Below are 22,534 nucleotides of genomic sequence, written 5' to 3' on the forward strand. Positions count from 1 at the left end.
CTGACACCCAGAACAGATTGAGGAGAGCCGGCACCGTGACCGAGCCCAGCAACACAGAATCAACCGATACGCCGGCGGCCGCGCAGCCGGCAACGCCCAAGCGCCGTTTTGGTGGCACCCCGGCACAGATCCTCACGGCACTGAAGTTCTACAAGGTGCTGGCCTACGCAACAGGCATCATGCTGCTATTGCTGGTCATTGAATTGGTGCTGCGCTACGGCTTCCAGAGCGTTCTGGTCGCCGGCGGCACGGACACCCTCGGCGCCAGCCACAGCTTCGGCCTGGTCAACATCGAGGGCGGTGTCATGCCCGTCACCGGCGGCGTGAATCTCTCGACCATGGTCTTGATCATCCATGGCTGGATGTACGTTGTTTACCTCATCGCCGATTTCCGCTTGTGGACCCTCATGCGCTGGCCGTTCGGCAAGCTGGTCTTGATCGCACTCGGTGGCGTGATTCCTTTCTTGTCGTTCTTCGTTGAGGCAAAGGTGCACAAGGAAGTTCTCGCAGAGATTGCCGCCAACCCCAAGGCCGGCAAGCGCTACTAGCCCAACCTTCACCCCAAGCTCCAACGCTCGCGCAGATGCGGGTGGATTTCCTGAAACCCTCTTGCACATCAAGTGCGAGAGGGTTTCACATTTGACACCAAAGCTGCGCGAGCGTCACAAGGGCGTGCATATGTGAGTGACTCGTCACTGAAATGACGGCGCTGGGGAAAGCTCACTGAACCGTGGGTTAAGATTGAACCGTGACTAATCCCGCTACGGCCCAGACTTCCCAGAAGCCCGTCCTGGTTGTGGACTACGGTGCCCAGTATGCCCAGTTGATTGCGCGCCGCGTGCGTGAGGCCAATGTGTACTCGGAAATCGTGCCGCATACCTATACAACTGCGCAGTTGCTGGCTAAAAACCCAGCTGCCATCATCCTCTCCGGTGGACCCTCCAGTGTCTACGCAGAGGGCGCACCCAGCGTTGGTGCAGACCTTTTCGAAGCCGGCATTCCGGTCCTGGGTATTTGCTATGGCTTCCAGGCCATGGCAGCAGCCTTGGGCGGAACCGTTGCCCAGACAGGTCAGCGCGAATACGGGTCAACCCAGGTGCAGATCCTCGGCGAAAGCCGTTCCATTCTCGCCTCGACCGATGCTGACCAAACAACGTGGATGAGCCACGGCGACAGCGTGCAGGAGGCCCCTGAGGGCTTCGATGTGCTCGCTTCCTCCGCCGGTGCACCCGTTGCCGCGTTCGCCAACGAGGAAAAGTGCCTCTTCGGCGTGCAGTGGCACCCCGAGGTCAAGCACTCCGAGTTCGGCCAGAAGGTGTTGGAGAACTTCTTGTTCAACGGCGCCAAGCTGGAAAAGAACTGGACTGCCACCAGCATCCTCGACGAGCAGGTCGATCGCATCCGCGAGCAGATCGGCAGCGCCAAGGTCATCTGTGGCCTGTCCGGTGGCGTTGACTCCGCTGTTGCCGCCGCCCTCGTGCAGCGCGCAGTTGGCGATCAGCTGACCTGTGTATTCGTCAACCACGGCCTGCTCCGCCAGGGCGAAGCCGAACAGGTCGAGACCGACTTCGTGGCTTCCACCGGCGCCAAGCTGTACGTTGCCAACGAGCAGGACCGCTTCCTGAACGCCTTGGCAGGTGTCTCCGACCCCGAGACCAAGCGCAAGATTATTGGCCGCGAATTCATTCGCGCCTTCGAAGAGGCAGAACGCGCCATCATGGCCGAGGCAGCTTCTGAAGGCGAAGAGATTAAGTTCCTGGTTCAGGGCACCCTGTACCCGGACGTAGTGGAATCCGGCGGTGGTGAAGGCGCAGCCAACATCAAGAGCCACCACAACGTGGGCGGCCTTCCTGAAGACCTGCGCTTCGAGCTCGTTGAGCCGCTGCGCGCACTCTTCAAGGATGAGGTCCGCGCTGTTGGCGCCGAGCTTGGCCTCCCGGCCGAGATCGTTGGCCGCCAGCCGTTCCCTGGCCCCGGCCTAGGTATCCGCATCGTCGGTGAAATCACCGGCGAACGCCTGGAACTGCTGCGCAAGGCAGACGCCATTGCCCGCGCCGAGCTCACCGCAGCTGGCCTGGACAACGAGGTATGGCAGATGCCCGTCGTGCTGCTGGCAGATGTCCGCAGCGTTGGCGTCATGGGTGACGGCCGCACCTACGGTCACCCGATCGTGCTGCGTCCGGTGTCCTCTGAGGACGCCATGACCGCCGACTGGTCACGCTTGCCCTACGATCTGTTGGCTAAGATCTCGAACCGAATCACCAATGAGGTGGAAGGTGTAAACCGCGTAGTTCTGGACGTCACGTCCAAGCCACCGGGAACCATCGAGTGGGAGTAATCTCCACGAGGTAGCCTGAAGGGCGCCAAAGCCTGTGAAATCACGGGAAATTTGGCGCCCTTCCGTGTGCCGAGCATACTTTTGTGGGCTGAGAGCGATAGCCTGAAAAGCATGTCAGTATGGTCAAGACCGTTTCGCTCAAGTGCAGAGAAGAAGGCACCCGTGTCCGAAGTTGCAGGCCCCAATGAGAGTTCATTGGAACTCCAAACCTGGCTTGCTGGATTGGATTCCTATTCCGGGGCTGACACTGCCCTGGCCTTTGTGAAGACCGGGCATGGCAGTATCAACCTCACGCATGCCAATCCGTCTGGCCTGGCCCAGCTGCTGGCCGGCCGGAAAACACGCCTGTCCACGCTAATTCGTGAACCTGAGCACTACACCGCCGCCAAGCGCACCGCCGCGGCCTTGCGTGCCAAAATTTTTGAATTGAGCACCGATCGCGGGATCGACGTCGGTTACCTCGGCGCCGGGATGGCCCGTTGGTCCTCTGCCGGGGAACCTTCCAGGGGCGTGACGCCCGACGGCGAGGTGTGCGCACCAGTGCTGCTGGCCGCCGTCGCCCTTACCGTACGGCCCGGCCAGGATGATTACGAGCTCCAGCTGATGGAGCAGGCCCAGTTGAACCCCTCGCTGGTCAAACACCTTGCCCAGCAGTGGCACATCCACCTCGACTCGGCAGCCCTTGGTCGCCTGGCCTACAGCACGGCACGCTTCGACCCGGCCCCCGTGCTGGACCGCGTGCGTACCCTGCTGGCCTCCATTCCTGGGGCAACCGTGGAGCACGATCTTGTGGTTTCCACTTTTGCGTTCCTGGCCAACAACCTGAAAGATCCTGCTCTGCAGGGCGGCAGTGAATTGTTGGAGCTGTTGCACAACCACAGCGCCGACGACGTCCTGCCGGTTGAGCTGGCACCCGATTTCTCCCGCTTCGCCGCGCTGGATGATCGCCACCCCGAGGAAGAAATCCTGGTGCGCGACGCCGATCGGCACCAGCAATACGTGCTGGACATGATCGGCAACGGCGAATCCGTGCTGGTCTCCACGCCTCCGGGCACCGGCCAGACTCAGACCGCAGTCAACGCCATTGCCCAGCTGGTCCATGACGGCAAGAGCGTTCTGGTGGTCGGCGAACGCCGCGGAACACTCAATGAACTGGCTCAGATCTTCACGGACCACGGCCTTGATTCACTGCTTCTGCAGCTGAGCGCCCAGACCGGGCCGCAGCAGATCAAGTCGCAGCTGATCCGTGCCATCACGCGCAATGAAAAGGCAGTTGAGCCCAAGCTCTCCAGCCTGCACGAAACACTGGTTGACCATCGCCACCAGCTGGTCGACCACGTCGCCAGCCTGCATAATGTGCGCGATCGTTGGGGCTGCTCGCCGTACCAGGCCATGCAGTCACTGGCCGAGCTGACCTCGATCCACCCGGCACCGTCCACAACCGTTCGCCTCAAGCGCAGCGTTCTGGACAGTATCCGTGACCGCAAGGAACTGACGGGTCGCCTGCGCCGTGCAGCCGAACTTGGCGCATTTAGCCAGGCTGCTGTCAGCAGCGCCTGGCACGGGGCCCGCATGGTCACGCGCAAGGAAACCGAAACGGCCTATGTGCTTGCCGAGCAACTCAACGAGCAGGTGCCGGACTTCGCCAACAAGATGCGCGAGGTGGCCGAGTTTGGCCAGATCCGCCAGGGTAATTCCTTCGCCCAGTGGGGCCGCCAGCTAAATATGCTGGTTGCCATCCGCGAGAGCCTTGACAAGTTCAACGCCGACATTTTCGACTGGTCTACAGACGAGATGATTGCCGCAACGGCCACCGCTTCATGGCGCCGCGAACGCGGCATCGAGATGCCCGCATTGCAGCGCGCCCGTTTCCGCCGTAATGCCAAAGACTTGGTGCGCCCCGGTGTGCACATCGCGGATCTGCACGAATCACTGGTACTCGTCAACGAACAAAGTGCACTCTGGGCCGAGGCCGCGACGAGCAAGCGCCACCCCACGGTTCCCTCTGGCCTGGCCGAGCTGAGCCGCAGCTACATGAGCCTGCGCGAGAAGCTGCAGACACTCGGCAAGGTGCTAGAACGCACGGTTGACGGCGGGGATCTGCTGAACTTCAACGCCGGTGAACTTGCCGGCCGCCTTGAGGCCCTAGTTGCCTCCAAGGCGTCACTGGAAACCCTGCCGGAGCGCACGCTCCTGCTGGAAGGCATGCGCGAGCAGGGTCTTGGCGAACTCCTCGAGGACCTCGCGAGTCGTGAGGTCCCTGCGGCAGAGACCGGCTCCGAGCTCGAGTTGGCTTGGTGGCAGTCTGCCCTTGAGGCCATGATCAGCGGCGATGAATACCTGGCCATGTCCGACGGCGCCAACCTGCGCCGCTTGGAGGCCGAGTTCCGCTTGGCTGACCAGACGCACGTTGCTTCCGGACCAAACCGGATTCGTTGGCGATTGGCCCAGCAATGGTCCAAGGTCTTGTCAGGCCGTAACCGGCAGGGTGAGATGCTGCGCAACGTCCTCAAGGATGGCCGGGTTTCCTTGTCCGCGCTGAGCGCGCAGGCTCCGGATCTGCTGCGCAACTTGGCGCCAGTTTTTGTACTGAGCCCCTTGGCGGTGCCCACTGCAATTCCTGTTGACTACCGCTTTGATGCCGTGGTGATCCTGGATGCTGAATCCACCTCGCTGCAATCGGCGCTGCCTGCTTTGGCCCGCGCCGAGCAGGTTGTGGCGTTCGGTGACGAGCAAACTGCCTGCCCCAAGAGCTTCTCCGTTTCCGTCAGTGCACCCGGCGACAAGAGCTCCGATCAGCACCCCTTGGAGAGTGTCTTTGGTGCACTGTCGAGGGTCTTGCCGCGGCACCGCCTCAGCGTTTCCTACCGTGCCGTGGATGAAGAACTGGTTCGCCAGCTCAGCACGGGCTTCTACGATTCCCAGTTGGAGCGCCTGCCTGATGGTCGCGCGGTGACCGGTCTGGACCGGGCCATCACGGTTGACTACCTTCCCGACGGTAAGGGTCTTCCCGGCGTTGGCGACGGCGGTGTGGAATCGGTGGTTGCCGAAGTCAACCGCATCGTCGATTTGGTGTTTGAACACGCACGGGTACGCCCGCGTGAATCTCTGGCCGTCATCACGGCGAGCGATCGTCACGCCGTTCGGGTGGCTCAGGCCATCCGGTTGCACATGGCCAACCACCCGCTGCTCACCGATTTCTTCGGCTCGGGCCCGGAATCCTTCCGCGTTGTCACAGTGGACAGGGCAGCTGGCCTGGTCCGCGACCGTGTGATCTTCTCGCTCGGTTATGGTCGTACGCCGCATGGCCGCGCCCTGCATGGCTTTGGCCCGTTGTCCGAGCCCGATGGCCGAGCCAAGTTCGCCTTGGCTATGACCCGGGCCCGCACTCACATCCACCTGGTGACCTGCTTCCGTCCCGAGGATCTGGACGCGACCCGGTTGAGCTACGGCGCCGTTGACTTCTTTGAGCTGCTTGATCGTGAACTGGCCGGCAACTCGCTGTTGGGCACACCGGCAACGCGTGCAATGGACAGCGAACGGGAAACTGGTGAAGACCCTCTCGTGGCAGATCTGGCCGATAGGCTCCGTGCCCGTGGCGCCCGCGTGTGGCACCACTACGACGGTGCCCTTGACATGGCAGCAGCTCCGGATCCCATTCAGCTGCTGGGCCGCGAAGAGCACGAGATTCCGGTCCCCGTTGCGGTTGAGTCCGACGGTACAGCCAGATACCAGAACATGAGTGTGCGTGAGCGGAGCCGCTTGCGCCCGGAAATGCTGGAACGTTTGGGTTGGCGCTATGTGCCGCTGTGGACGATTGAGGTCTTCACGGATCCTTCCAGCTGTGCGGATCAGATTGGCCGGTACCTTGGCTTGGGCGGAGGAACCGGCGATGCGCTGATGCCGTCCCTCATGAGCTCATCCCAGGACCCGTCGATGACAGCCGTGATCGATTCCCCGCGCTCCCGCCGCCGCTCCACCGCCTCAGGTGATGCTGGCACGGACAGCACCGGCTCCGTCCCCGACGGTGCAGAAACAGCCGACGGTGCAGAAAAAGCAGACAGCGCAGAAAAAGCAGACGCTGTAGAAACAGCTGACGCTGATGAGGCGGCAGCAGTTGCCACCAGCAAGGTTGGCGATGAAGCAAAAGTTGTTGAAGAAAGTGAAACACCCGTGAGTGAGCAAGAGGAAATCTCGAACGAGGATGAGAACGTGACCGGTTCAGTCTCGGAGCAGACGAGCAATACGCCGGCTCCGGCCAAGGAAGCGGAGCTACTGCCGAAGGTTGCTCCGCACGACGCCGACCACACCTGGGGCGATGCAACCAGCGATCGCGGTCATGATGAGTGGCTACGCGAAAACAAGCCCCCACACTGGGGATAAGGACCAATAACAACATGGCAACTCCGCCACAGATCCCCGGGCTGGGTGCCTTCTTTGAGAAGGATAAGGCTAAGGACAAAGCCAGAGTCAATGACAAGGGCTCGGAAACGCCCAAGCCGGCTGCCCCGCGACCGATAATTGCTGCCGCATGGCTGCTGGTGTTAGCTGCTGCGGCTCAGGTCGTCGCCTCCGTCCTTGGCATCATCCATGCTGTCTCTCCCGAACGAGCGGCGGTCCTTCAGGCTCAGTTGGATGCTGGTGGAGATTCCACTCTAAGCTTGGAAGCCATGCGAAATATGGGTGTCATTACGGTGGTGCTGGCCGCGCTGGCCACTGTGTCGGCCTACGTGCTGTTTGCTTTCTTCCTCTACAAGGGCCGTACATGGGCTAGGACAGCGACGACCGTCTTGGTGGTGCTGACCCTGTCGCAACTGGTCGGAATTGCTTTCCCTGGCGGCTACACGACCATTTCGCAGCTCGCCCTGGGAGCGCTGGCCATCGGACTTTGTTATCTGCCGGCGTCCATAAAGTACTTCGCGGACATGAAGGCTTACCGGAGCTAACAGGAGCCAGCTTCCGTGGTGTGGCTCAGTTCAACAAGATCAGGAAAACCTTTCCGCGGCTGATGGCGCCAGCCAGTTGCACAGACTGAGCCGCCGAGGCTGCCACCACCACAATGCCTTCGCTTTCTTGGTCGGGAAACAGCCCGCTACCTGTTGGTGCGAGGGCGGGGGTCCAGAGCACCGGGACCTTTTCAGCCAACACCTCATTGTTCACCGGACCATCCAAACCTTGGCTGCTACTGAGCACCACGGTGACGAGTTGTCCCTGGCGTAGCAGCGTGAGGGTTGAGGGATCGCTGAGCCGGATGGGGACGGCTTGACTGCCGGCCGGTGCGCCGGTCAATAGTCCATTGCCCAGAAGAGACGCATCCGTGAGTACCTCGCCGCGGCGAACCGGGCCGGAGAGCTGACTTCCAAGCCAGTCGAACGACGCCTCGGGAGGCGGGGTTCCCGTGGTGAAGGCCTCGGGCGACGAGGGCCGCAACGCGCCGTCGGGCACCATCGCTGGGCCGACCTCCGCGGCTCGCACATCACCATCGCCAATAACATGACCGGCGGGAAGATCGCGGACGGCAACCATCACCGTGGCGGTGACGGGACTTGCTGGCGTGAGTTGTTGAACGGCTAGTGCGGCTGCGGCACATAAGAGGAGAGCTGCGAAGAGGCGACGACGCCGGGTGATCAGGCGGGCAAGCTTTTCGAGCGGAGAAGGGCGTCTGGACCATTGTTGGGAACCCCACGCAGGTCCGGGATATACCGGCGGCGTTGAGGGAGTGCGTGTGGACTTCATGAGGCCACGCTAGACCGGCCCGAAGTAGGGCAAAAGGGCAAGTTAGCTAAGAGTGGACAAGCCCTAGGGCAACAGAGGCTGTGGAGGATTCAACGCAGCACGACGCGTCCTAACCGGCGCAGAAAACACCGCCGCAGAAAGGGGAGAAACCCTAGCTGACCGAAGCCGAAGCCGTAGCCGGCGTGCTGGCAGCCGCAGGGGCAGCAGCGGGCGCGGCCGGAACTGAGCTGGAGGTCGAGCGGGAATCGGTCCGGTAGAAGCCCGTTCCCTTGAATACAACGCCCACGGAGTTGAATTTCTTGCGCAGGTTGCCGCGGCATTCGGGGCAGACCGTCAGGGAATCGTCACTGAACGACTGCTGAATATCGAAAGCATGGTTGCAATCTTTGCAAGCATAGGCGTACGTAGGCACTAAATTTCCTCCTGGATACATGCGTTGGGACCGTGTGATAACCAGTCGCGTGACTGGAAATCCATAGTCCCAAGGTCTGATTCTATCACCGCACTATTCAACGCCCCGAAGGGCCTCTTCATTCCCGCGCCCAAATTTCGTTGCCTACGTTAGGCCTACAGCGTGGTGCCCGGCCGGAGTGAGTGCATAGGCAACGGGTGCGTCCAAGGAATCATGGGGGAGTGAACCGGCCGGGAAATACTCGTTTTCATGCACGACGGCGGCCAGTGGCACCGAGGTTGCCCCGCCGTCATTGGAAAGGCCGGCGAGGAATCGATCGTAGTAGCCGCCACCCTGGCCTAAACGCACGCCGGAGCCATCAACGGCAAGGGCGGGGAGCAATATGGCCCGCACGGATTCCAGCCGATCAAAGGGCAATCGTCTACCCACAACTTCCATGACCGGAGCCAAGGAGCTCCGCTGCATCTGCGCGCCGGGAGTCCAACGCGCCCACGTCATCTGAAATCCGGGTTCGCACACCGGGACAAACACGGCATAGCCAGCAGAAGCCAGCGCAGCAAGGAGAGGGCCGGTGGGTGGTTCGCCACCTATGGACATATAGGCACAAACAGAACCTCCAGCTGAAGGGCCGGAGCCAGCCAATCCGGCGTCGTCCGGGCCAAGCGTCTCCAACCAATCAAGGGCCACGCTGGCCAGCCCCCCGCCATCGGCAGCAGACTGCAGTTCTCGCCGCTGTGCGCGCAAACGGGAGCGCCACGCCGCCTTGTCGAGTGCGTTCACGGGAATCCTGTCGAGAGAAAAGGAGGGCAAATATGACGCCGAAAAAATGTTGCGCACCTAACATTATCCCGGGAAACGTGACCCAGTCCGCTAGCCTAAGGTCATGACTTCTGCAAAAACTGTACGCAAGGCCGTTATTCCCGCAGCTGGTTTGGGAACACGTTTCTTGCCCGCAACCAAGGCTATGCCCAAAGAAATGCTGCCAGTGGTAGACAAGCCTGCCATCCAGTACGTGGTTCAGGAAGCCGTCAGCGCCGGGCTCATCGATGTCCTGATGATCACCGGACGTAACAAGCGTGCCCTGGAAGACCACTTTGACCGCGTTCCCGTCACGGAGCAGCTGCTGGAGGACAAGGGCGATACCGATCGCCTCGCCGCCGTACAGCACGCCACCGACCTGGGTGAAATCCACTACGTCCGCCAGGGTGACCCCAAGGGCTTGGGTCACGCAGTGTTGCGTGCCAAGACGCACGTGGGCGATGAGCCGTTTGCCGTGCTCCTCGGTGATGACCTGATCGACGAGCGCGATGAACTGTTGACCACCATGATCGAGGTGCAGCAGCGCACCGGCGGTTCAGTGATCGCCTTGATCGAGGTTCCCCAGGAAAAGATTTCGGCTTACGGCTGTGCCGATATGACAGTTATTGAGGGCGAAAACTACGTTCGCGTCAACCATCTTGTGGAGAAGCCGTCGGTTGAAGAGGCTCCCTCCAACTTGGCGGTCATTGGCCGCTACGTCCTGCACCCGGCCGTGTTTGAGGTTCTTGAAAACACCCCTCCGGGACGTGGCAACGAGATCCAGCTGACGGATGCCCTGCAGACCCTTGCCACCATGGAGGGTGAGGGCGGCGGAGTGTACGGCGTTGTGTTCCATGGTCGGCGCTATGACACCGGTGACAAGCTGAGCTACCTCAAGGCAGTGGTTACGCTTGCCTGCGAAAACGAAGAGCTCGGCGAAGACCTGCGCGACTGGCTGGGCGATTTCACAGCCGATTTCAAGAGCTAGTTCGTGTGGGGGCAGGCCATTTGGCCCGTGACCTTGGAAAGCGGTGACGTGGTCCTGCGCCCCATCAAGCTTCGCGACAAGGCGGAGTGGACGCGAGTGCGGGCCCGTAACGCCGCGTGGTTGCAGCCGTGGGAGGCCAGCAATCCCGTGAGTCAGGGGCAGCTGCCCACATTCGGTGGGATGGTGCGGGTCCTGAATCAGCAGGCGCGTGAGGCTTCGGCGCTGCCGTTCATCATTACCGAGCGCGTTCCCTCGCAGTCCAAACCGGTCATTGTTGGGCAGCTGACGGTTTCCTCGATCATGTGGGGCTCGGCGATGTCGGCCACCCTAGGTTATTGGGTTGATCAGGACAGGGCAGGCCGCGGGATTGTTCCCACGGCGGTGGCCTTGGCCACGGATCATTGCTTCCGCGAGCTGGGCCTGCACCGGATGGAGATCAACATCCGTCCGGAGAATGCTGCCAGCCTGCGCGTGGTGGAGAAGTTGGGCTTCCGCGACGAGGGCTTGCGTCCGCGGTTCCTGCACATCAACGGCGCCTGGGCCGATCACCGCAGCTTCGCCTTGACCCGCGAGGAAGTGCCGGAAGGGATTCTGGCCAGGTGGCTGTCACGTCGTTAGGCGCCTAACAGGACTATCCAAACGGCGAATTTTCCCCTTGCCCGGCGACACACCGGCAGTAATGCCAGACGCGGCATGTTTCCCCTTTAGGGTTGAAATGTGGCCGGACATTCGTTGCCAGTCCGCCAAATCCAGCAGTTGCAGGAGACGTCAATGGAAAGCATCACTTCCGACGCCCACACCCACGTGGAGCCGGGACCTTCAACGGCCGTGCCCTCGGCAATTGCGAAACCCCTCAATATTCGTTGGGGCCGAACATTTTTCGCGTTGGTGGGTCTGCTTGCCCTGCTGACAGCTGGCATTTCTGGCGCGTTGAGCGTTTTCAACTTGGGCTCTGCTGGCCTAGCTTGGACCTCGCTTGCGGTCTTTGCCGCCGTGATCGTGGCACTGCGCACCTCTGCTATTCGTGATCAAGCGGCCCGCCGGGCAGCTCGCCTTTCTGCAAGTACGACGGCGTATGCAGCTTCCGAGGAATCGGACGCCCACGCTGTGGAATTGAAAGAGACGGCACTCTTTGATCGTGCCGAGGGTGCCGATCCTGCTCCTGTTCAGAAGCCACTCACGGCCGAAGAGTTGCGTGCCGCTGCCATGCGCGTGGCAGCCAAGGGAACAGCGGATGCCAAGATCGCGCACACTCAAACCATTGCCGAAGGCGAGTTGGAAACCGAAACATGGGAGCCCGTTGAGGTCCCTGTTCCCGGCTACGTAACGGCAAACCGTGCTTTGACTTTGGAGAAGCCGCTGGTCCTTCCGGAAGCACCCAAGTCTGCTGGTACGTCCATTAGGGCCGATCAGGCTGGCGTAGGTGTTGCCGGCGAACACGATGGCATTGTTGCTGTTGTTGACGCTCCTGAGGTTGCCGCAGAGAAGATCGCCAAGAAGGAAAAGTACATCGCAGCCTCAGAGCGCGGAACACACGCACTGACCAACCTGGATGACGTCCTTCAGCGCCGTAGGGCTTAATCCCCTCTGACCGCGCTGGTCGAGTCTGACGGCGCTGGTCGAGCCTGTCGAGACCCAGACCCGAGAGCCTGCACCGCTAAGCTAGCCAATATGACGCTAATTGCAGTGGCAGGTGGAACTGGTTTGGCTGGTCGGGCCGTGGTGGCAGAGGCTGTGGCCCGCGGATACCGGGTGCGGTCGTTGAGCCGTCACCTGCCCTCTGACGAGAAACGCGTGGCAGGGGCCGAATATGTCAAGGTTGACTTCACTACCGGCATCGGCGTCGCCACAGGGCTCGAGGGTGTGGGTGCCCTGATTGAAACGCTCGATGCCCGTTCTGGTGCAGCACTGAGTGCCTTGCCCGTCACCAGTGTTGCGGTTCTAGCTGCAGCGGCCGAAGCTGGGATTGGCCGGATTGTACTGTTGACGATAGTTCGTGCCGGCGAATGCTCCATGGCCTACTATCAGGCGCAGGCGGCGCGTGCCCTGAGTTATGAACATTCTGGCCTGGCTGCCACGATTGTCTACGCCACGCAGTTTCATGACTTGGTGGCAGGAATCTTTGCTGCCGGTGCCAAGGTAGGCGTCATTCCGGCATTCAAGGGTGTCTCCTTTCAGCCGATTTCCACGGTGGACGTTGCGCGTTTACTCGTGGATGCGGCCGTGGCTGACGGCTCCGGAAAACGAAAGGTGTTGACTGGCGGGCCCGAGGTGATGGACATGAAGGAACTGGCCCGCCAATGGAAACTCGTAACTGGCAGCAAGGCTATGGTGGTTGGCTTGCCGTTGCCCGGATCGTTTGGCAGATTCCTCCGGGCCGGCAAGAACCTGATTCCGGACGCCGCCGTGGGGTCCGTCAAATTCCGTGACTGGATGGCGGCCCGGTAAGGCTGTTCGCGGCGCGTTTCGTCCTGCGATTCCTTTTGTCTTGATCGCTGTGCCGGGTCTAGTCTAAGAAAGTGGCAGTTCAAGAACTGCTGCGGGGCTATGGCGCAGTTGGTAGCGCGCCTCGTTCGCATCGAGGAGGTCAGGAGTTCGAATCTCCTTAGCTCCACCAGAATACCCCTCTGACTAGGGCAAACGTCCTGTTGGAGGGGTTTTGGGTTGCCCTTTTTGGCCCAGCGACACGCTTTGAGGTCTGTAGAGGGCCTATTGATCCGAAGCCGAAGGGCTCGGTTCATCGTCGAGTCAGTCCAAGGCTGCCGTCAGCTTCGCGGCGTCCGGCAGCCCGGCTCGTACCGTCGCAGGCAGGCAGGGAGTCGTAGGTGTAGGAAGCCACAGCCAATGGGGAAACGGCCCTGCCGAGGCTGTAGCGGACGGTGTGGTCGTTCTTGTCCCCGCAGATCAGGATGCCGACGGTGTCGGCATGGGATTCCCGCCGCAACCCGTCATCAATCAGGGGCACGTAGAAGTTGAGTTTTCCGGCGTGCTCCGGCTGGAACTTTCCCGTCTTGAGTTCGATGACGATGTAACGCAATTGCTCTACGTGGAAGAAGAGCAGGTCGATGTTATTCCGGAGTCGGAATAACATCGACCTTATCTGGCGCCATACCGAGGCGCTCGCCCCGGACCTGCCACTCATGCAGACGATCGCCGGACTTGGGCGGGCGTGTTGCCAGCGTTGCCTGTTGTCGGAGCTTGAGTACGGTCGTTTCGGAGGGTTCGTGGCTGTGGTCTTCCATCCATTTGGCGACCAGACTGCCCTCCTCCAGCTCAATGGATCGGGCCCGTGCGGAGAACTCTGAGATGAGTGCGGGGTCTATACCAGCCAGTTCCAGAACGAAGTTGTGACTGGCAACAGCAGGGGCCCGTAGTTCAGCAGCAGTCCTCAGTCGACGATGGAGTTCGTCAAAGAGAAGCCCGTTGTAGTGCTCGATGGCCTCGACAACAGACTGGTAGATGGTACGGGCGTCGAGAGTCGTCCACGATCCATCGGTGATCCGCTGCATACGGTTGGCGATGACCAGATGGGTGTGGAGTTGTGGGTCTCCTGCACGGCTTGGTGGTGGGCTGCAAGCACTCGGTCCTGGATGTCATTGGTTACCGATGCACAGATGACTGAAACGGATTTTGGAACGCTGAATGTGAGGTCGAAGCGGGCGACGGATGCGCGAACTTTCGTGGCGGTGGTCGGCTGCCCATTGGATGGATAGCGGTGCGGTGACCCTGCGGTCTCCCGCTCCCCGGATTGTTGGCATGCTCGAGGCTAATGCCCGCCATTTCCGCACCCAGCCAAGTTCCTTGGGGATTGCCTGATTTGGTGTACTAATCAGTCGGGTCCTTGACGCTTACGTCCCCCTGGGTGGTGGTCTTTAGTAGGTACTTCACGCCGGCATCCGCTGAGAGTCGGGCGATCGACATGGTCATGCGCCACACCGACCAAGGCGGGGGAGCGGTCTAGCCACCAACGTGTGGTTATCGCCGTGTCTTTGGACTCCGTTGTGGTACTTCATGCCAGTTCATGGTGATTGGAAGGTGAAACGACATGACTAAGCAGTCTCGACCGACGTGTCTCCGCTTGGAGGCAAGGCGTGAGAGGATCTGAGGATCTTGAAAGCGAGATGGGCGGCCGCATTTCTTCGTTGTGTTTGTCGACTCGGGGGCTATCCGGATGAGAAGGTGGCAGCCGCGGCGGGGCACGGCTATGAAGCCAAGGGAGGTACTTGATCTCGATCCAAGGGTTTTGTAGCGTGTGACGGTTCCGCTGGTGGTCAGGGACGGGCGGTCGGCACCAAGGTCCACATTAGTGGGCGCCCCAAACGGCTTGACGTGGCTATTCGTCCCCTCAGTAAGCCGATGGCGCAAGGCTGACTGAGGCGGACGAGCCTTCCGATGTCGGCTGCATGTTCTCTTGATCTGCAATTCGGTGCATACTTGTCCCGGCTCAGCAAAGGTGGTCCATGACGAGCACTAAAGCCAGCTGGCTGGTCCAACTGTCAAAGCTGGACACAGACCCTCGAATCAAGCCGTGAAGTGCAGCAAGTCCGTATATTCCGCTTCCGGTGGCCTCACGTACCAGCAAGTATTGAGTAAGTTTCACTGTGAATGGTGGCGGACGCCAAGCTCAAGTCCTTCTCCGTCGTTGCTATGACGGTTGCGCTTCGATTTCTATCCAGGAAACCTTTTGATGAAAATAAATGGCAATCGGTTGCAATATGAGTTTGGCTCGCGGTATTGTGGGATGCGGCTTCAAGGTCAATGGTTTACATTGAACGGAATCCATGTGAGGGACTGAATAGTAATCGTTAACGTCAACCGATTGCCATACCCTCTGGTGAAGTGAGAATTCTGTTTTTGCTTCTCTGTCCGGCGATTGCATACTTTGACGTCATGAACAATTTCGTAGTCCTGCATCTGGGAGACCACCTTGATATTGCCTCAATTCAGTCACTGCCTTGTAAGCGGTTTGCGTCTGCGGACGCAAGCGAGCAGGCGGCCTGCCCTGGTCTATCCGGCTCTTCTTGCCGCTTTCATGGACGAGTTCTAGGATGGCTTCGACTGTCGCCACCGATTCGGTGCCGCAGCTGGGGTCTCCAGCACGAGTATTGGCTGTGGGCGTCCCGCTGGCCGTGGCTGCTGGCTTGACCTTGCCGTTGCAGGCTCGGATTAACGGTGAATTGGGGCATCGGCTGAATGATCCGCTACTGGCAGGATTATTCAGCTTTGGCGGTGCGGCCCTCGTCATGGCTGCCGCCACACTTGTTCTGCCCCGTGGTCGTGCAGCGTTTACGAAACTCATTTCCGACACCCGGCAGCGCACCATCCCCTGGTACTTCCATGCCGCCGGCTTGATCGGTGCCTACTTCATCTTTGCGCAGACCAGCTTCGTCGCAAGCATAGGGATTGCGATCTATACGGTGGCCGTGGTGACCGGCCAGACGGTCAGCGGGCTTGCTGTGGACCGGATTGGTTTAGGTCCCGGCGGTAAGCGGGCCATCACGGCACTGCGGGTGCTCGGTGTCCTGCTCACTGTTTGCGCGGTGTTCTGGGCCGTGTCGCCGCGGATTTCAGGGACGCCGGACCCCACCGCTTTGCTGCTCCCACTGGCGTTGGTTGTCCTGGCGGGGGTGCTGATGACTTTTCAGCACGCAGTTAACGGCAGGATCGCCGCACAGGTCCGTTCACCAATACCGGGGACACTGATCAACTATGTGGTCGGCAGTGTTGCCCTGTCACTGATCTGGCTCATCAAAGTAACGATCACGGGCGGCCTTCCCACATTGCCCTCCGAGTTGTGGTTGTATGCAGGCGGAGTGCTGGGCTGTATCAACTTGGTGCTCAGTGCCCTGCTGATCAAGCGTATTGGGGTGCTGCTGACCGGATTGAGCATGATCGCCGGTCAACTCATTGGGGCGCTGTTGATGGACTGGCTGCTGCCGGTAGCCGGCAGCGTCATCCATCCGCAAACAGTGTTCGGCACCTTGCTCACGCTTGCGGCGATTGTTGTGGCCGCCCTGCCAGGGTCAGCGCTTCGAGGATTCTGGTCGCGAGATCGAGGCCTCGATAACTTCCGCCCGTAGGACCTCCAGAAGAGCTGTCTCCCTAGCGGACATGGCATGAAGCCGCCCAGAGCTTCCTGCCGGGTGGAATCGGCTGTCCTTAGAAAGGAAAGCACGCCCGTGAAGCCCCTCATGTCAGTGCTCTTGACCGGCGAGGGGACAAGCTGCAGCTCCCTGGGCAAGGTCCATGGAGTCATCTTATTTTTGGCTGAACCCGCCCGACCCGACCCGCTGAGCGACGGGCCATTGGCTGCGATTGTTGGCTTTCGGCCCAGTTTGGGGCGTCTCTGTGGCCGACTAGTACCCCTGTGGGGCGGTGGAGAGCAGTGGTTCGAGCCCAAAGGCCCTTTGTTATGGGCCCAGTTCTTGCGGATTAGCCCCGGGTTCTAAAGGATGTTCTCGCAGGCGATGAGGAGGACTTCGGCGTCGAGAACGCCGGTGCTGCGCATTTGATGGTTCAGGGAGGAGTCAAAGTAGGCGCCGTCCCCGGCGTTTAGAGTGCAAATCTCAGTATCGTGGTGCAGCTCGATGGTCCCAGCGACGACGTAGATGAATTCTTGACCGCCATGGTCTGAGTGTGGGTCGTTGGCGAAGTCTGGCCCCGGCCGAACAATAAATGGAGACATCACTTTCCCAAGCATTCTTGGTGCGATGGGGTGATAGCGCTCTGAGCTGGCACGGCCTTGTGCACGATCAATTGCTATCCGTGAACGCGACGCGTCGTCAGCGAAGAGTTGTCCGACATCCACGTTGAGGGAGTGGGCAATTCGCATGGCCACTGCGATTGAAGGCGTGCTTTGTCCACGTTCAATCTTTGACAGGTAGCTCTTGGTGAGATCTGTCTGCGCTGCGAGGGCTTCGAGGGTCAGTCTTCGTTCCTTGCGTATCGTGCGGACTAGTTCGGTCATATCGCCCTACCTTCTTGTCGCCTAATGGAAGGAAGTATACAAGGTTTCCTGACGACTGAATATTTCAAAAAAACGCTTGTCAGGACACTTTGTGTCATGTAGTCTTCTTGTGTTTCCTATCACAGCTAGCAAGAGGAGTTCCGCATGTCTGAAACTTTTACCGCCACCAAGGAAGAATTGATGGACCAGGCCCAAAGTCAGATGCGAGTACATTTGGCGGAATCGCAATGGACGACCCGCCAGAAGATCGCACTTACCTGCCGCGCACTGTTCGACGCCGGCCACGATTCCGGTTTGGCAGGTCAGATTACTGCCCGTGCCGAACGGCCAGGAACCTACTACACCCAGCAACTCGGCCTCGGATTCGATGAGATCACCGAGGACAATCTGCTGCTGGTCGACGAGGATCTTAACGTTCTCGAAGGATCGGGCATGGCAAACCCTGCCAACCGCTTCCATAGCTGGATTTACCGCGCCCGGCCCGACGTTGAGTGCATTGTCCATACCCACCCTTTTCATGTTGCCGCCCTGTCCATGCTTGAAACTCCGCTTGTCGTATCGCAAATGGACATTGCTCCGCTCTATGACGACTGCGCATTCCTGGCCAACTGGCCGGGTGTTCCCGTTGGCAATGAAGAGGGCGAGATTATCACCGCGGCACTCGGCCAGAAGAAGGCAATACTCCTGGCACATCACGGACATGTCATCGCAGGCAGCAGCATTGAGGAAGCGTGCTCTCTCGCCGTGTTGATCGAACGTGGAGCGAAGCTGCAACTCACTGCCATGGCTGCCGGAACCATCGCAGAACTTCCCGAACGGCTTGCCCGCGAAGCACACGATTGGACACTGAACCCAAAGCGCAGCCAGGCGAACTTCTCCTACTATGCACGCCGCGCCCTGTCCCGGCATCCCGACTCCATTACGAGCTAATAGTTCGTCGTCCCCACATCAACCTCTGTTTTCACTTTCCCGCCCATGTACAGGCCGCTAGAAGGAACAACGCTCATGACCACCCTCGAAGGCATTATCGCCTACCCGATCACTCCGTTCACCACCGGCGACGACGCGTCAATAGATACTGTCGCCCTGGCATCTCTCGTCGATCGCCTTGTTTGTGACGGCGTACATGCCGTGGCGCCACTAGGCAGCACGGGAGAAAGTGCATACCTCACAGACGAAGAGTTCTTCACAGTTCTCGACACGACGATCGGTGCGGCCGCTGGTCGTGTCCCTGTCGTCGCTGGAGTGTCCGACCTGACCACAGCCAACACTGTGCGCCGGGCGCGACGCGCCCAGGCAGCCGGGGCATCAGCTGTCATGGTGCTGCCCGTCTCGTACTGGAAGCTCAGCGAGCGGGAAATCACCGCCCATTTCGCCGCTGTGGGCGCTGCGATCGATATTCCCATGATGGCCTACAACAACCCCGCTACCAGTGGAATCGACATGAGTCCAGAACTGCTGGTGTCAATGTTCGAGGAAATCGACAACTTAACCATGGTGAAAGAGTCGACCGGCGACCTTTCCCGAATGCAGCGCATCATCGAACTCACCGGCGGGCGGCTTCCCGTCTATAACGGCAGCAATCCGCTGGTATTCGAAGCGCTCAAAGCGGGGGCTGCGGGCTGGTGCACCGCCCTGCCGTGCCTGCGCCCACAACCGTGCTTGGATCTGTACGAGGCCGTCCGCAGCGGCGAACTCGACCGTGCGCAGGAACAGTACAACCAGCTTCAACCCCTGCTTGAGTTCATAGTCGCAGGAGGATTGCCCACCACGATTAAGGCCGGCCTGGACATTCTCGGTACCAACATGGGCGTCCCTAGGGCGCCGTTGCTGCCACTGGACTCCGAGAACCGCGCAATACTCACCCAAATGCTGTCCCTCGTTTGACAGGACTGATGTAGCGCTGCGATTACGGCTCCCAGCCGTCTTGGGCTGGAACTGAATCTCAAAAGCGCACTTCCTCAGCTCAGATTGAACTAACGACCATCTTCATCCAACCCAGTAGGTTTCAAAAAGTTCCTACTAACTCTGAAACAGGCCAAGGAGCCCCCCCATGAAAAGTGTATCTTCACTTGATGTCGAACTTGAGATCGACAAGCGACCGCGAGGCAGTATCTCCGGCGACGTAGTTCGTTCCGCTCTGGCTGTGGCCGAAATCGGGACAGTTCGACTTGGCGTGTGGGAAGTGACGCCAGGAGTTTTCGAGGGGCATTGGAGCGGGGACGATTGGGAAGCCTTCACAATCATCAGCGGTTCCGGAACCTTGACCACCGACGAGGGGACGGTTCACGACCTCCACCCAGGGGCCCTGGTCGTAGTTCCACCAGGTACCCATGCCATCTGGGACATCAAAGAGACCTTGCGGAAGACTTTCGTCTTCCCAAATGACAGCGCCGACCGGCGCTAACCGCTAACAGACTGTAGATCACGGACACGAGTTTCAAGTGTCAAGTTTGGAGTGTGCGGCCCGAGGGCCGCACACTCCTCCCGCCTTGGTAGCAAAACCGCGGTTCGAGCCAGCGATTTTCATCTAGACCACCAGGGCCCCTCACCTGTCAGTGACAGTGCAGCTTCGCACAGGATTATTGTGCGAGGTCAGTGCTTCACGGCCAAGCGCAATGGCGCGTTTTGAGTCGGTAGTACAGCGAATCTTTGCGCCAAAACGCTTTCCTTGAATTGATATGCACGAAGGAAGCCTCATGACCACTTTAGTTGATCCCCATACAGAACTTTATGCCCTTGATCCAGCAAATATCAAAGAGCCACCCAGCGGTTGGAAATCGAGTCTCCGCTTCCTTGGACCGGGAATGGTCACTAGTGCAGCCGTGGTGGGCTCCGGAGAACTACTTCTGGCCACCGCCTTGGGTGCCCAAGCAGGGTTTGTCTTGCTTTGGCTCGTCCTAGTCTCGACGTTTGTAAAAGTAGCGGTCCAGATTGAACTGGCACGATGGTCCATTTCCACTGGAAAAGTGGCCCTGACGGGGTATGACCAAGTCGGGCCCCGGATCGCTGGGCGGGGCTGGATTTCTTACCTTGGATTACTGATGTTCATTCAGAACATCCTCGGTCAAGCTGGCGTGCTTGGGGCAGGAGCCCTGGCATTCTCGATGGTCATGCCGATCGGCGGCGACCCCTTCTCAACGATCTCCATTGGATTTTGGGTGGCGGTCCTTGTCGCGTTGACCATTGCCGTTCATAGGACCAACAAGTACGGAGTGGTAGAAAAAGTTTCCACCATTCTTGTTATCATCATTACTTCCTTGGCTGTGGCGATGATGTTCGGCATTCAAGTCACCCCCTTCGCGTGGGATATTGCTGATCTCGCAACGGGTTTCTCCTTCCAAATGTCCGTCGGCCTCATGGGCGTTGCTTTGGCTATGTTCGGCATGACCGGCGTTGGAGGCGGAGAGCTGACCGCCTACACATACTGGTGCGTGGAAAAGGGTTACGCCCGTTGGGCAGGGCCCAACGACGGCTCCGAGGATTGGGCTCGACGAGCCCGCGGCTGGATTTCCGTCATGAAGAAGGATGCCTGGGTCTCTTGGGTGGTCTACACATTGTCGACCGTGGCCTTCTACGTTCTTGGGGCCGCGTTCCTCCACCCACAAGGACTTGTTCCCAAGGGAACTGAGGTTCTCGAAGTGATCTCCCAAATCTTTACCGGAACCCTCGGTGAATGGGCGCGCGTGGTCTTCCTTCTCGGGGCAGGCGTGGCTCTAGTAAAGACCATTCTTGCGAATGCGCCGGGGTTCGCACGCTCAATGTCCAACACCCTCGCCGTCTTCCGTGTCTTTGACTGGGCTGACACGTCCAAGAGGGATAAATGGATGCGTGCATTCTTAGTCGGGCTCCCAATTTCCTGGGGAATCTTTGCTGTCCTCGTCAAGTCACCACTGCTGTTGATTACATTCGCCGGTATTGCGAATGCCGTCTTCTTGATGGCGGTTGTGATTGCCACACTGGTCCTGTCCAAGAAAGAGACCGATCCCAAGGTAAAAGATAGAGGAATTTGGACTATCTACCTGGGAGTTTCTAGCTTTGCTGTTTTCGCTGTCGGTGCACTTGCCGTTATAGATAAATTCTAAGCAGGTTCACGGGGACCGCACGATCAAGAGGCACGGCCAGGGCGACAGCCCTGGCCGTGCAAAGTCGACGAGCCGACAGCGACGACTCGAACATACAGGCACTCCATTCGGTCAATCTCTGGCGAGAGACCGAGGAAAAACTACCTCAAGCAAAGGAACGAAACACGATGGACGATTGGGTTTATCCACTCGGCACTGCCCGCGACGGCAACTGGGACATCTCCCTGGGCACCTCCGATTCCGCCGCGCAAATTGATGGCTGGGCCCACACCGGGCTGAAGGTCGCCACCCTGGAACCGGGCGCCACTGTCACCCTGGCGGCTGCGGCCGAGGAACGGATCGTGGTGCCGCTCAACGGCGCTTTCACCGTCACCATCGACGGAACGGACTATCCGCTGGCTGGTCGCGCTAGCGTCTTTGCAGGTCCGTGCGACGTCATCTATTCCGGTATCGACAAGGCCGTCACCATTAGTTCCGCCGACGGCGGCCGTGTCGCCATTGCGACGGCTCCGGCACGCCTCGAGTACCCGACGAGGCATGTCACGGCAGCGGAAATCCCAGTTGAACTCCGCGGGTCCGGGAACTGCTCGCGTCAAGTGCACAACTTTGGCACGCCGGCGACTCTTGAAGCGGACAGGTTCATCGTCTGCGAGGTAATTACCCCGGCCGGGAATTGGTCCTCCTACCCTCCGCACAAGCACGACGAGACCAAAGATGGAGAGACCGCCCTTGAAGAGATTTACTACTTCGAGACACAGGCGGCTGCAGGTTTCCCCGCACCACCGGACGGGGACGCCATCGCCTACCATCGCGTTTACGCCTCCGATGACCGCCCCATTGATGTTAACGCCGAAGTCCGCACTGGCGATACCGTCCTGGTCCCCTACGGTTGGCATGGTCCTGCCATGGCGGCACCCGGCTACGACCTCTACTACCTAAACGTCATGGCCGGGCCCGGGCCCGTCCGAGACTGGCTCATCAGCGACGACCCACACCACGGCTGGATCCGGCAGACCTGGGATCCCGCCAACATAGACCCGAGATTGCCATTCTCGCCAAAGCGATAAGGCACTCGTAATACAGACTCTCAAGCGTCGGCCAAGCTGTCACAACGCATGAGCGGCGGGGGGGGGCCGGGGGGGGGGGGGCCCCCCCCCCAGTTGGGGAATTTTGGGTGTGCCAAAATTTGTTGGGGGGGGGGAGGCCGGCC

At 59.9% G+C, this 22,534-nt stretch carries 18 protein-coding genes, 1 tRNA gene and 2 pseudogenes; 15 read left to right on the top strand and 6 right to left on the bottom strand.

The features are described from left to right. Positions 1 to 35 precede the first annotated feature (35 nt). From ACP7B9_RS01530 to ACP7B9_RS01545, 4 genes are all read left to right on the top strand, one after another. Complete coding sequence (locus ACP7B9_RS01530; RefSeq protein ID WP_425860103.1) at positions 36 to 548, top strand: DUF3817 domain-containing protein; 513 nt, start codon at positions 36 to 38, stop codon at positions 546 to 548. A 200-nt stretch (positions 549 to 748) separates the two neighbouring features. After that, a complete protein-coding gene (gene guaA, locus ACP7B9_RS01535) occupies positions 749 to 2,338 on the top strand; it encodes a glutamine-hydrolyzing GMP synthase (protein WP_425860105.1) in 1,590 nt (529 codons plus the stop codon). A 111-nt stretch (positions 2,339 to 2,449) separates the two neighbouring features. After that, complete coding sequence (locus ACP7B9_RS01540) at positions 2,450 to 6,721, top strand: AAA family ATPase (protein WP_425860106.1); 4,272 nt, start codon at positions 2,450 to 2,452, stop codon at positions 6,719 to 6,721. Positions 6,722 to 6,735: 14 nt separating this feature from the next. Further along, positions 6,736 to 7,284 carry a hypothetical protein gene (locus ACP7B9_RS01545; RefSeq protein WP_425860108.1) on the top strand — a complete coding sequence of 183 codons (549 nt, stop codon included), beginning with the start codon at positions 6,736 to 6,738 and terminating at the stop codon, positions 7,282 to 7,284. A gap of 25 nt (positions 7,285 to 7,309) precedes the next feature. Here the strand turns inward: ACP7B9_RS01545 and ACP7B9_RS01550 are convergent, their stop codons facing one another. The 3 genes from ACP7B9_RS01550 to ACP7B9_RS01560 all read right to left on the bottom strand — a co-directional run bounded on the left by ACP7B9_RS01550 (position 7,310) and on the right by ACP7B9_RS01560 (position 9,266). Beyond that, entirely contained in the window at positions 7,310 to 8,074 is a 765-nt protein-coding gene (locus ACP7B9_RS01550) for an SAF domain-containing protein (RefSeq protein ID WP_425860110.1), read from the bottom strand. A gap of 151 nt (positions 8,075 to 8,225) precedes the next feature. Beyond that, on the bottom strand, positions 8,226 to 8,486 hold the full coding sequence (locus ACP7B9_RS01555; RefSeq protein WP_425860112.1) for an FmdB family zinc ribbon protein: 261 nt from the start codon (positions 8,484 to 8,486) through the stop codon (positions 8,226 to 8,228). 144 nt (positions 8,487 to 8,630) lie between these two features. Beyond that, entirely contained in the window at positions 8,631 to 9,266 is a 636-nt protein-coding gene (locus ACP7B9_RS01560; RefSeq protein WP_425860114.1) for a 5-formyltetrahydrofolate cyclo-ligase, read from the bottom strand. 103 nt (positions 9,267 to 9,369) lie between these two features. On the opposite strand from ACP7B9_RS01560, the gene galU reads away from it, so the two are divergent. The 5 genes from galU (at position 9,370) to ACP7B9_RS01585 (ending at position 12,889) form a co-directional block, all read left to right on the top strand. Continuing rightward, the gene (galU, locus tag ACP7B9_RS01565) at positions 9,370 to 10,272 is read left to right on the top strand and encodes a UTP--glucose-1-phosphate uridylyltransferase GalU (protein WP_425860116.1); all 903 of its coding nucleotides are present in this window, start codon (positions 9,370 to 9,372) and stop codon (positions 10,270 to 10,272) included. 3 nt (positions 10,273 to 10,275) lie between these two features. Continuing rightward, on the top strand, positions 10,276 to 10,890 hold the full coding sequence (locus tag ACP7B9_RS01570; RefSeq protein ID WP_425860118.1) for a GNAT family N-acetyltransferase: 615 nt from the start codon (positions 10,276 to 10,278) through the stop codon (positions 10,888 to 10,890). A 153-nt stretch (positions 10,891 to 11,043) separates the two neighbouring features. Beyond that, positions 11,044 to 11,853 (top strand): hypothetical protein, encoded by an 810-nt coding sequence (locus ACP7B9_RS01575; protein ID WP_425860120.1) that lies wholly within the window; start codon positions 11,044 to 11,046, stop codon positions 11,851 to 11,853. A 90-nt stretch (positions 11,854 to 11,943) separates the two neighbouring features. Then, positions 11,944 to 12,720 (top strand): SDR family oxidoreductase, encoded by a 777-nt coding sequence (locus ACP7B9_RS01580; protein WP_425860122.1) that lies wholly within the window; start codon positions 11,944 to 11,946, stop codon positions 12,718 to 12,720. Positions 12,721 to 12,813: 93 nt separating this feature from the next. After that, positions 12,814 to 12,889 (top strand) — tRNA-Ala (locus ACP7B9_RS01585). Positions 12,890 to 13,020: 131 nt separating this feature from the next. Here ACP7B9_RS01585 and ACP7B9_RS01590 read toward each other — a convergent pair. Beyond that, a pseudogene (locus ACP7B9_RS01590) lies at positions 13,021 to 13,339 on the bottom strand (PDDEXK nuclease domain-containing protein); the annotation flags it as partial. A gap of 1 nt (position 13,340) precedes the next feature. Beyond that, positions 13,341 to 13,921: pseudogene (locus ACP7B9_RS01595) on the bottom strand (relaxase domain-containing protein); the annotation flags it as partial. Between the two features lie 1,399 nt (positions 13,922 to 15,320). Here ACP7B9_RS01595 and ACP7B9_RS01600 point away from each other — a divergent pair. Then, positions 15,321 to 16,352, top strand: a complete 1,032-nt coding sequence (locus tag ACP7B9_RS01600; protein ID WP_425860124.1) for a DMT family transporter — start codon at positions 15,321 to 15,323, stop codon at positions 16,350 to 16,352. A gap of 365 nt (positions 16,353 to 16,717) precedes the next feature. On the opposite strand, the gene ACP7B9_RS01605 is transcribed toward ACP7B9_RS01600, so the two are convergent. Continuing rightward, on the bottom strand, positions 16,718 to 17,239 hold the full coding sequence (locus ACP7B9_RS01605) for a helix-turn-helix domain-containing protein (protein WP_425860125.1): 522 nt from the start codon (positions 17,237 to 17,239) through the stop codon (positions 16,718 to 16,720). Between the two features lie 144 nt (positions 17,240 to 17,383). Here ACP7B9_RS01605 and ACP7B9_RS01610 point away from each other — a divergent pair, with 144 nt between their 5' ends. The 5 genes from ACP7B9_RS01610 (at position 17,384) to iolB (ending at position 22,391) form a co-directional block, all read left to right on the top strand. Beyond that, positions 17,384 to 18,169 (top strand): aldolase, encoded by a 786-nt coding sequence (locus tag ACP7B9_RS01610; protein WP_425860127.1) that lies wholly within the window; start codon positions 17,384 to 17,386, stop codon positions 18,167 to 18,169. A 75-nt stretch (positions 18,170 to 18,244) separates the two neighbouring features. Further along, a complete protein-coding gene (locus ACP7B9_RS01615; RefSeq protein ID WP_425860129.1) occupies positions 18,245 to 19,126 on the top strand; it encodes a dihydrodipicolinate synthase family protein in 882 nt (293 codons plus the stop codon). A 166-nt stretch (positions 19,127 to 19,292) separates the two neighbouring features. After that, positions 19,293 to 19,646, top strand: coding sequence for a cupin domain-containing protein (locus tag ACP7B9_RS01620; protein ID WP_425860131.1), 354 nt, complete (start codon positions 19,293 to 19,295; stop codon positions 19,644 to 19,646). Between the two features lie 292 nt (positions 19,647 to 19,938). Continuing rightward, positions 19,939 to 21,324 (top strand): Nramp family divalent metal transporter, encoded by a 1,386-nt coding sequence (locus tag ACP7B9_RS01625; protein WP_425860133.1) that lies wholly within the window; start codon positions 19,939 to 19,941, stop codon positions 21,322 to 21,324. A 167-nt stretch (positions 21,325 to 21,491) separates the two neighbouring features. Further along, a complete protein-coding gene (gene iolB / locus ACP7B9_RS01630; protein WP_425860135.1) occupies positions 21,492 to 22,391 on the top strand; it encodes a 5-deoxy-glucuronate isomerase in 900 nt (299 codons plus the stop codon). Positions 22,392 to 22,534: the final 143 nt, after the last annotated feature.

This window comes from Arthrobacter sp. TWP1-1, assembly GCF_049897845.1.
Lineage (GTDB): Bacteria > Actinomycetota > Actinomycetes > Actinomycetales > Micrococcaceae > Specibacter.

Excerpts from the sequence above, each read along its gene's own strand:
- ACP7B9_RS01550 (WP_425860110.1), bottom strand. The coding sequence starts at position 8,074 with ATGAAGTCCACACGCACTCCCTCAACGCCGCCGGTATATCCCGGACCT.
- ACP7B9_RS01545 (WP_425860108.1), top strand. The coding sequence starts at position 6,736 with ATGGCAACTCCGCCACAGATCCCCGGGCTGGGTGCCTTCTTTGAGAAG.
- ACP7B9_RS01600 (WP_425860124.1), top strand. The coding sequence starts at position 15,321 with ATGGCTTCGACTGTCGCCACCGATTCGGTGCCGCAGCTGGGGTCTCCA.
- ACP7B9_RS01620 (WP_425860131.1), top strand. The coding sequence starts at position 19,293 with ATGAAAAGTGTATCTTCACTTGATGTCGAACTTGAGATCGACAAGCGA.
- ACP7B9_RS01575 (WP_425860120.1), top strand. The coding sequence starts at position 11,044 with ATGGAAAGCATCACTTCCGACGCCCACACCCACGTGGAGCCGGGACCT.
- ACP7B9_RS01605 (WP_425860125.1), bottom strand. The coding sequence starts at position 17,239 with ATGACCGAACTAGTCCGCACGATACGCAAGGAACGAAGACTGACCCTC.
- iolB (WP_425860135.1), top strand. The coding sequence starts at position 21,492 with ATGGACGATTGGGTTTATCCACTCGGCACTGCCCGCGACGGCAACTGG.
- ACP7B9_RS01610 (WP_425860127.1), top strand. The coding sequence starts at position 17,384 with ATGTCTGAAACTTTTACCGCCACCAAGGAAGAATTGATGGACCAGGCC.
- galU (WP_425860116.1), top strand. The coding sequence starts at position 9,370 with ATGACTTCTGCAAAAACTGTACGCAAGGCCGTTATTCCCGCAGCTGGT.
- ACP7B9_RS01615 (WP_425860129.1), top strand. The coding sequence starts at position 18,245 with ATGACCACCCTCGAAGGCATTATCGCCTACCCGATCACTCCGTTCACC.
- ACP7B9_RS01580 (WP_425860122.1), top strand. The coding sequence starts at position 11,944 with ATGACGCTAATTGCAGTGGCAGGTGGAACTGGTTTGGCTGGTCGGGCC.
- ACP7B9_RS01625 (WP_425860133.1), top strand. The coding sequence starts at position 19,939 with ATGACCACTTTAGTTGATCCCCATACAGAACTTTATGCCCTTGATCCA.
- ACP7B9_RS01540 (WP_425860106.1), top strand. The coding sequence starts at position 2,450 with ATGTCAGTATGGTCAAGACCGTTTCGCTCAAGTGCAGAGAAGAAGGCA.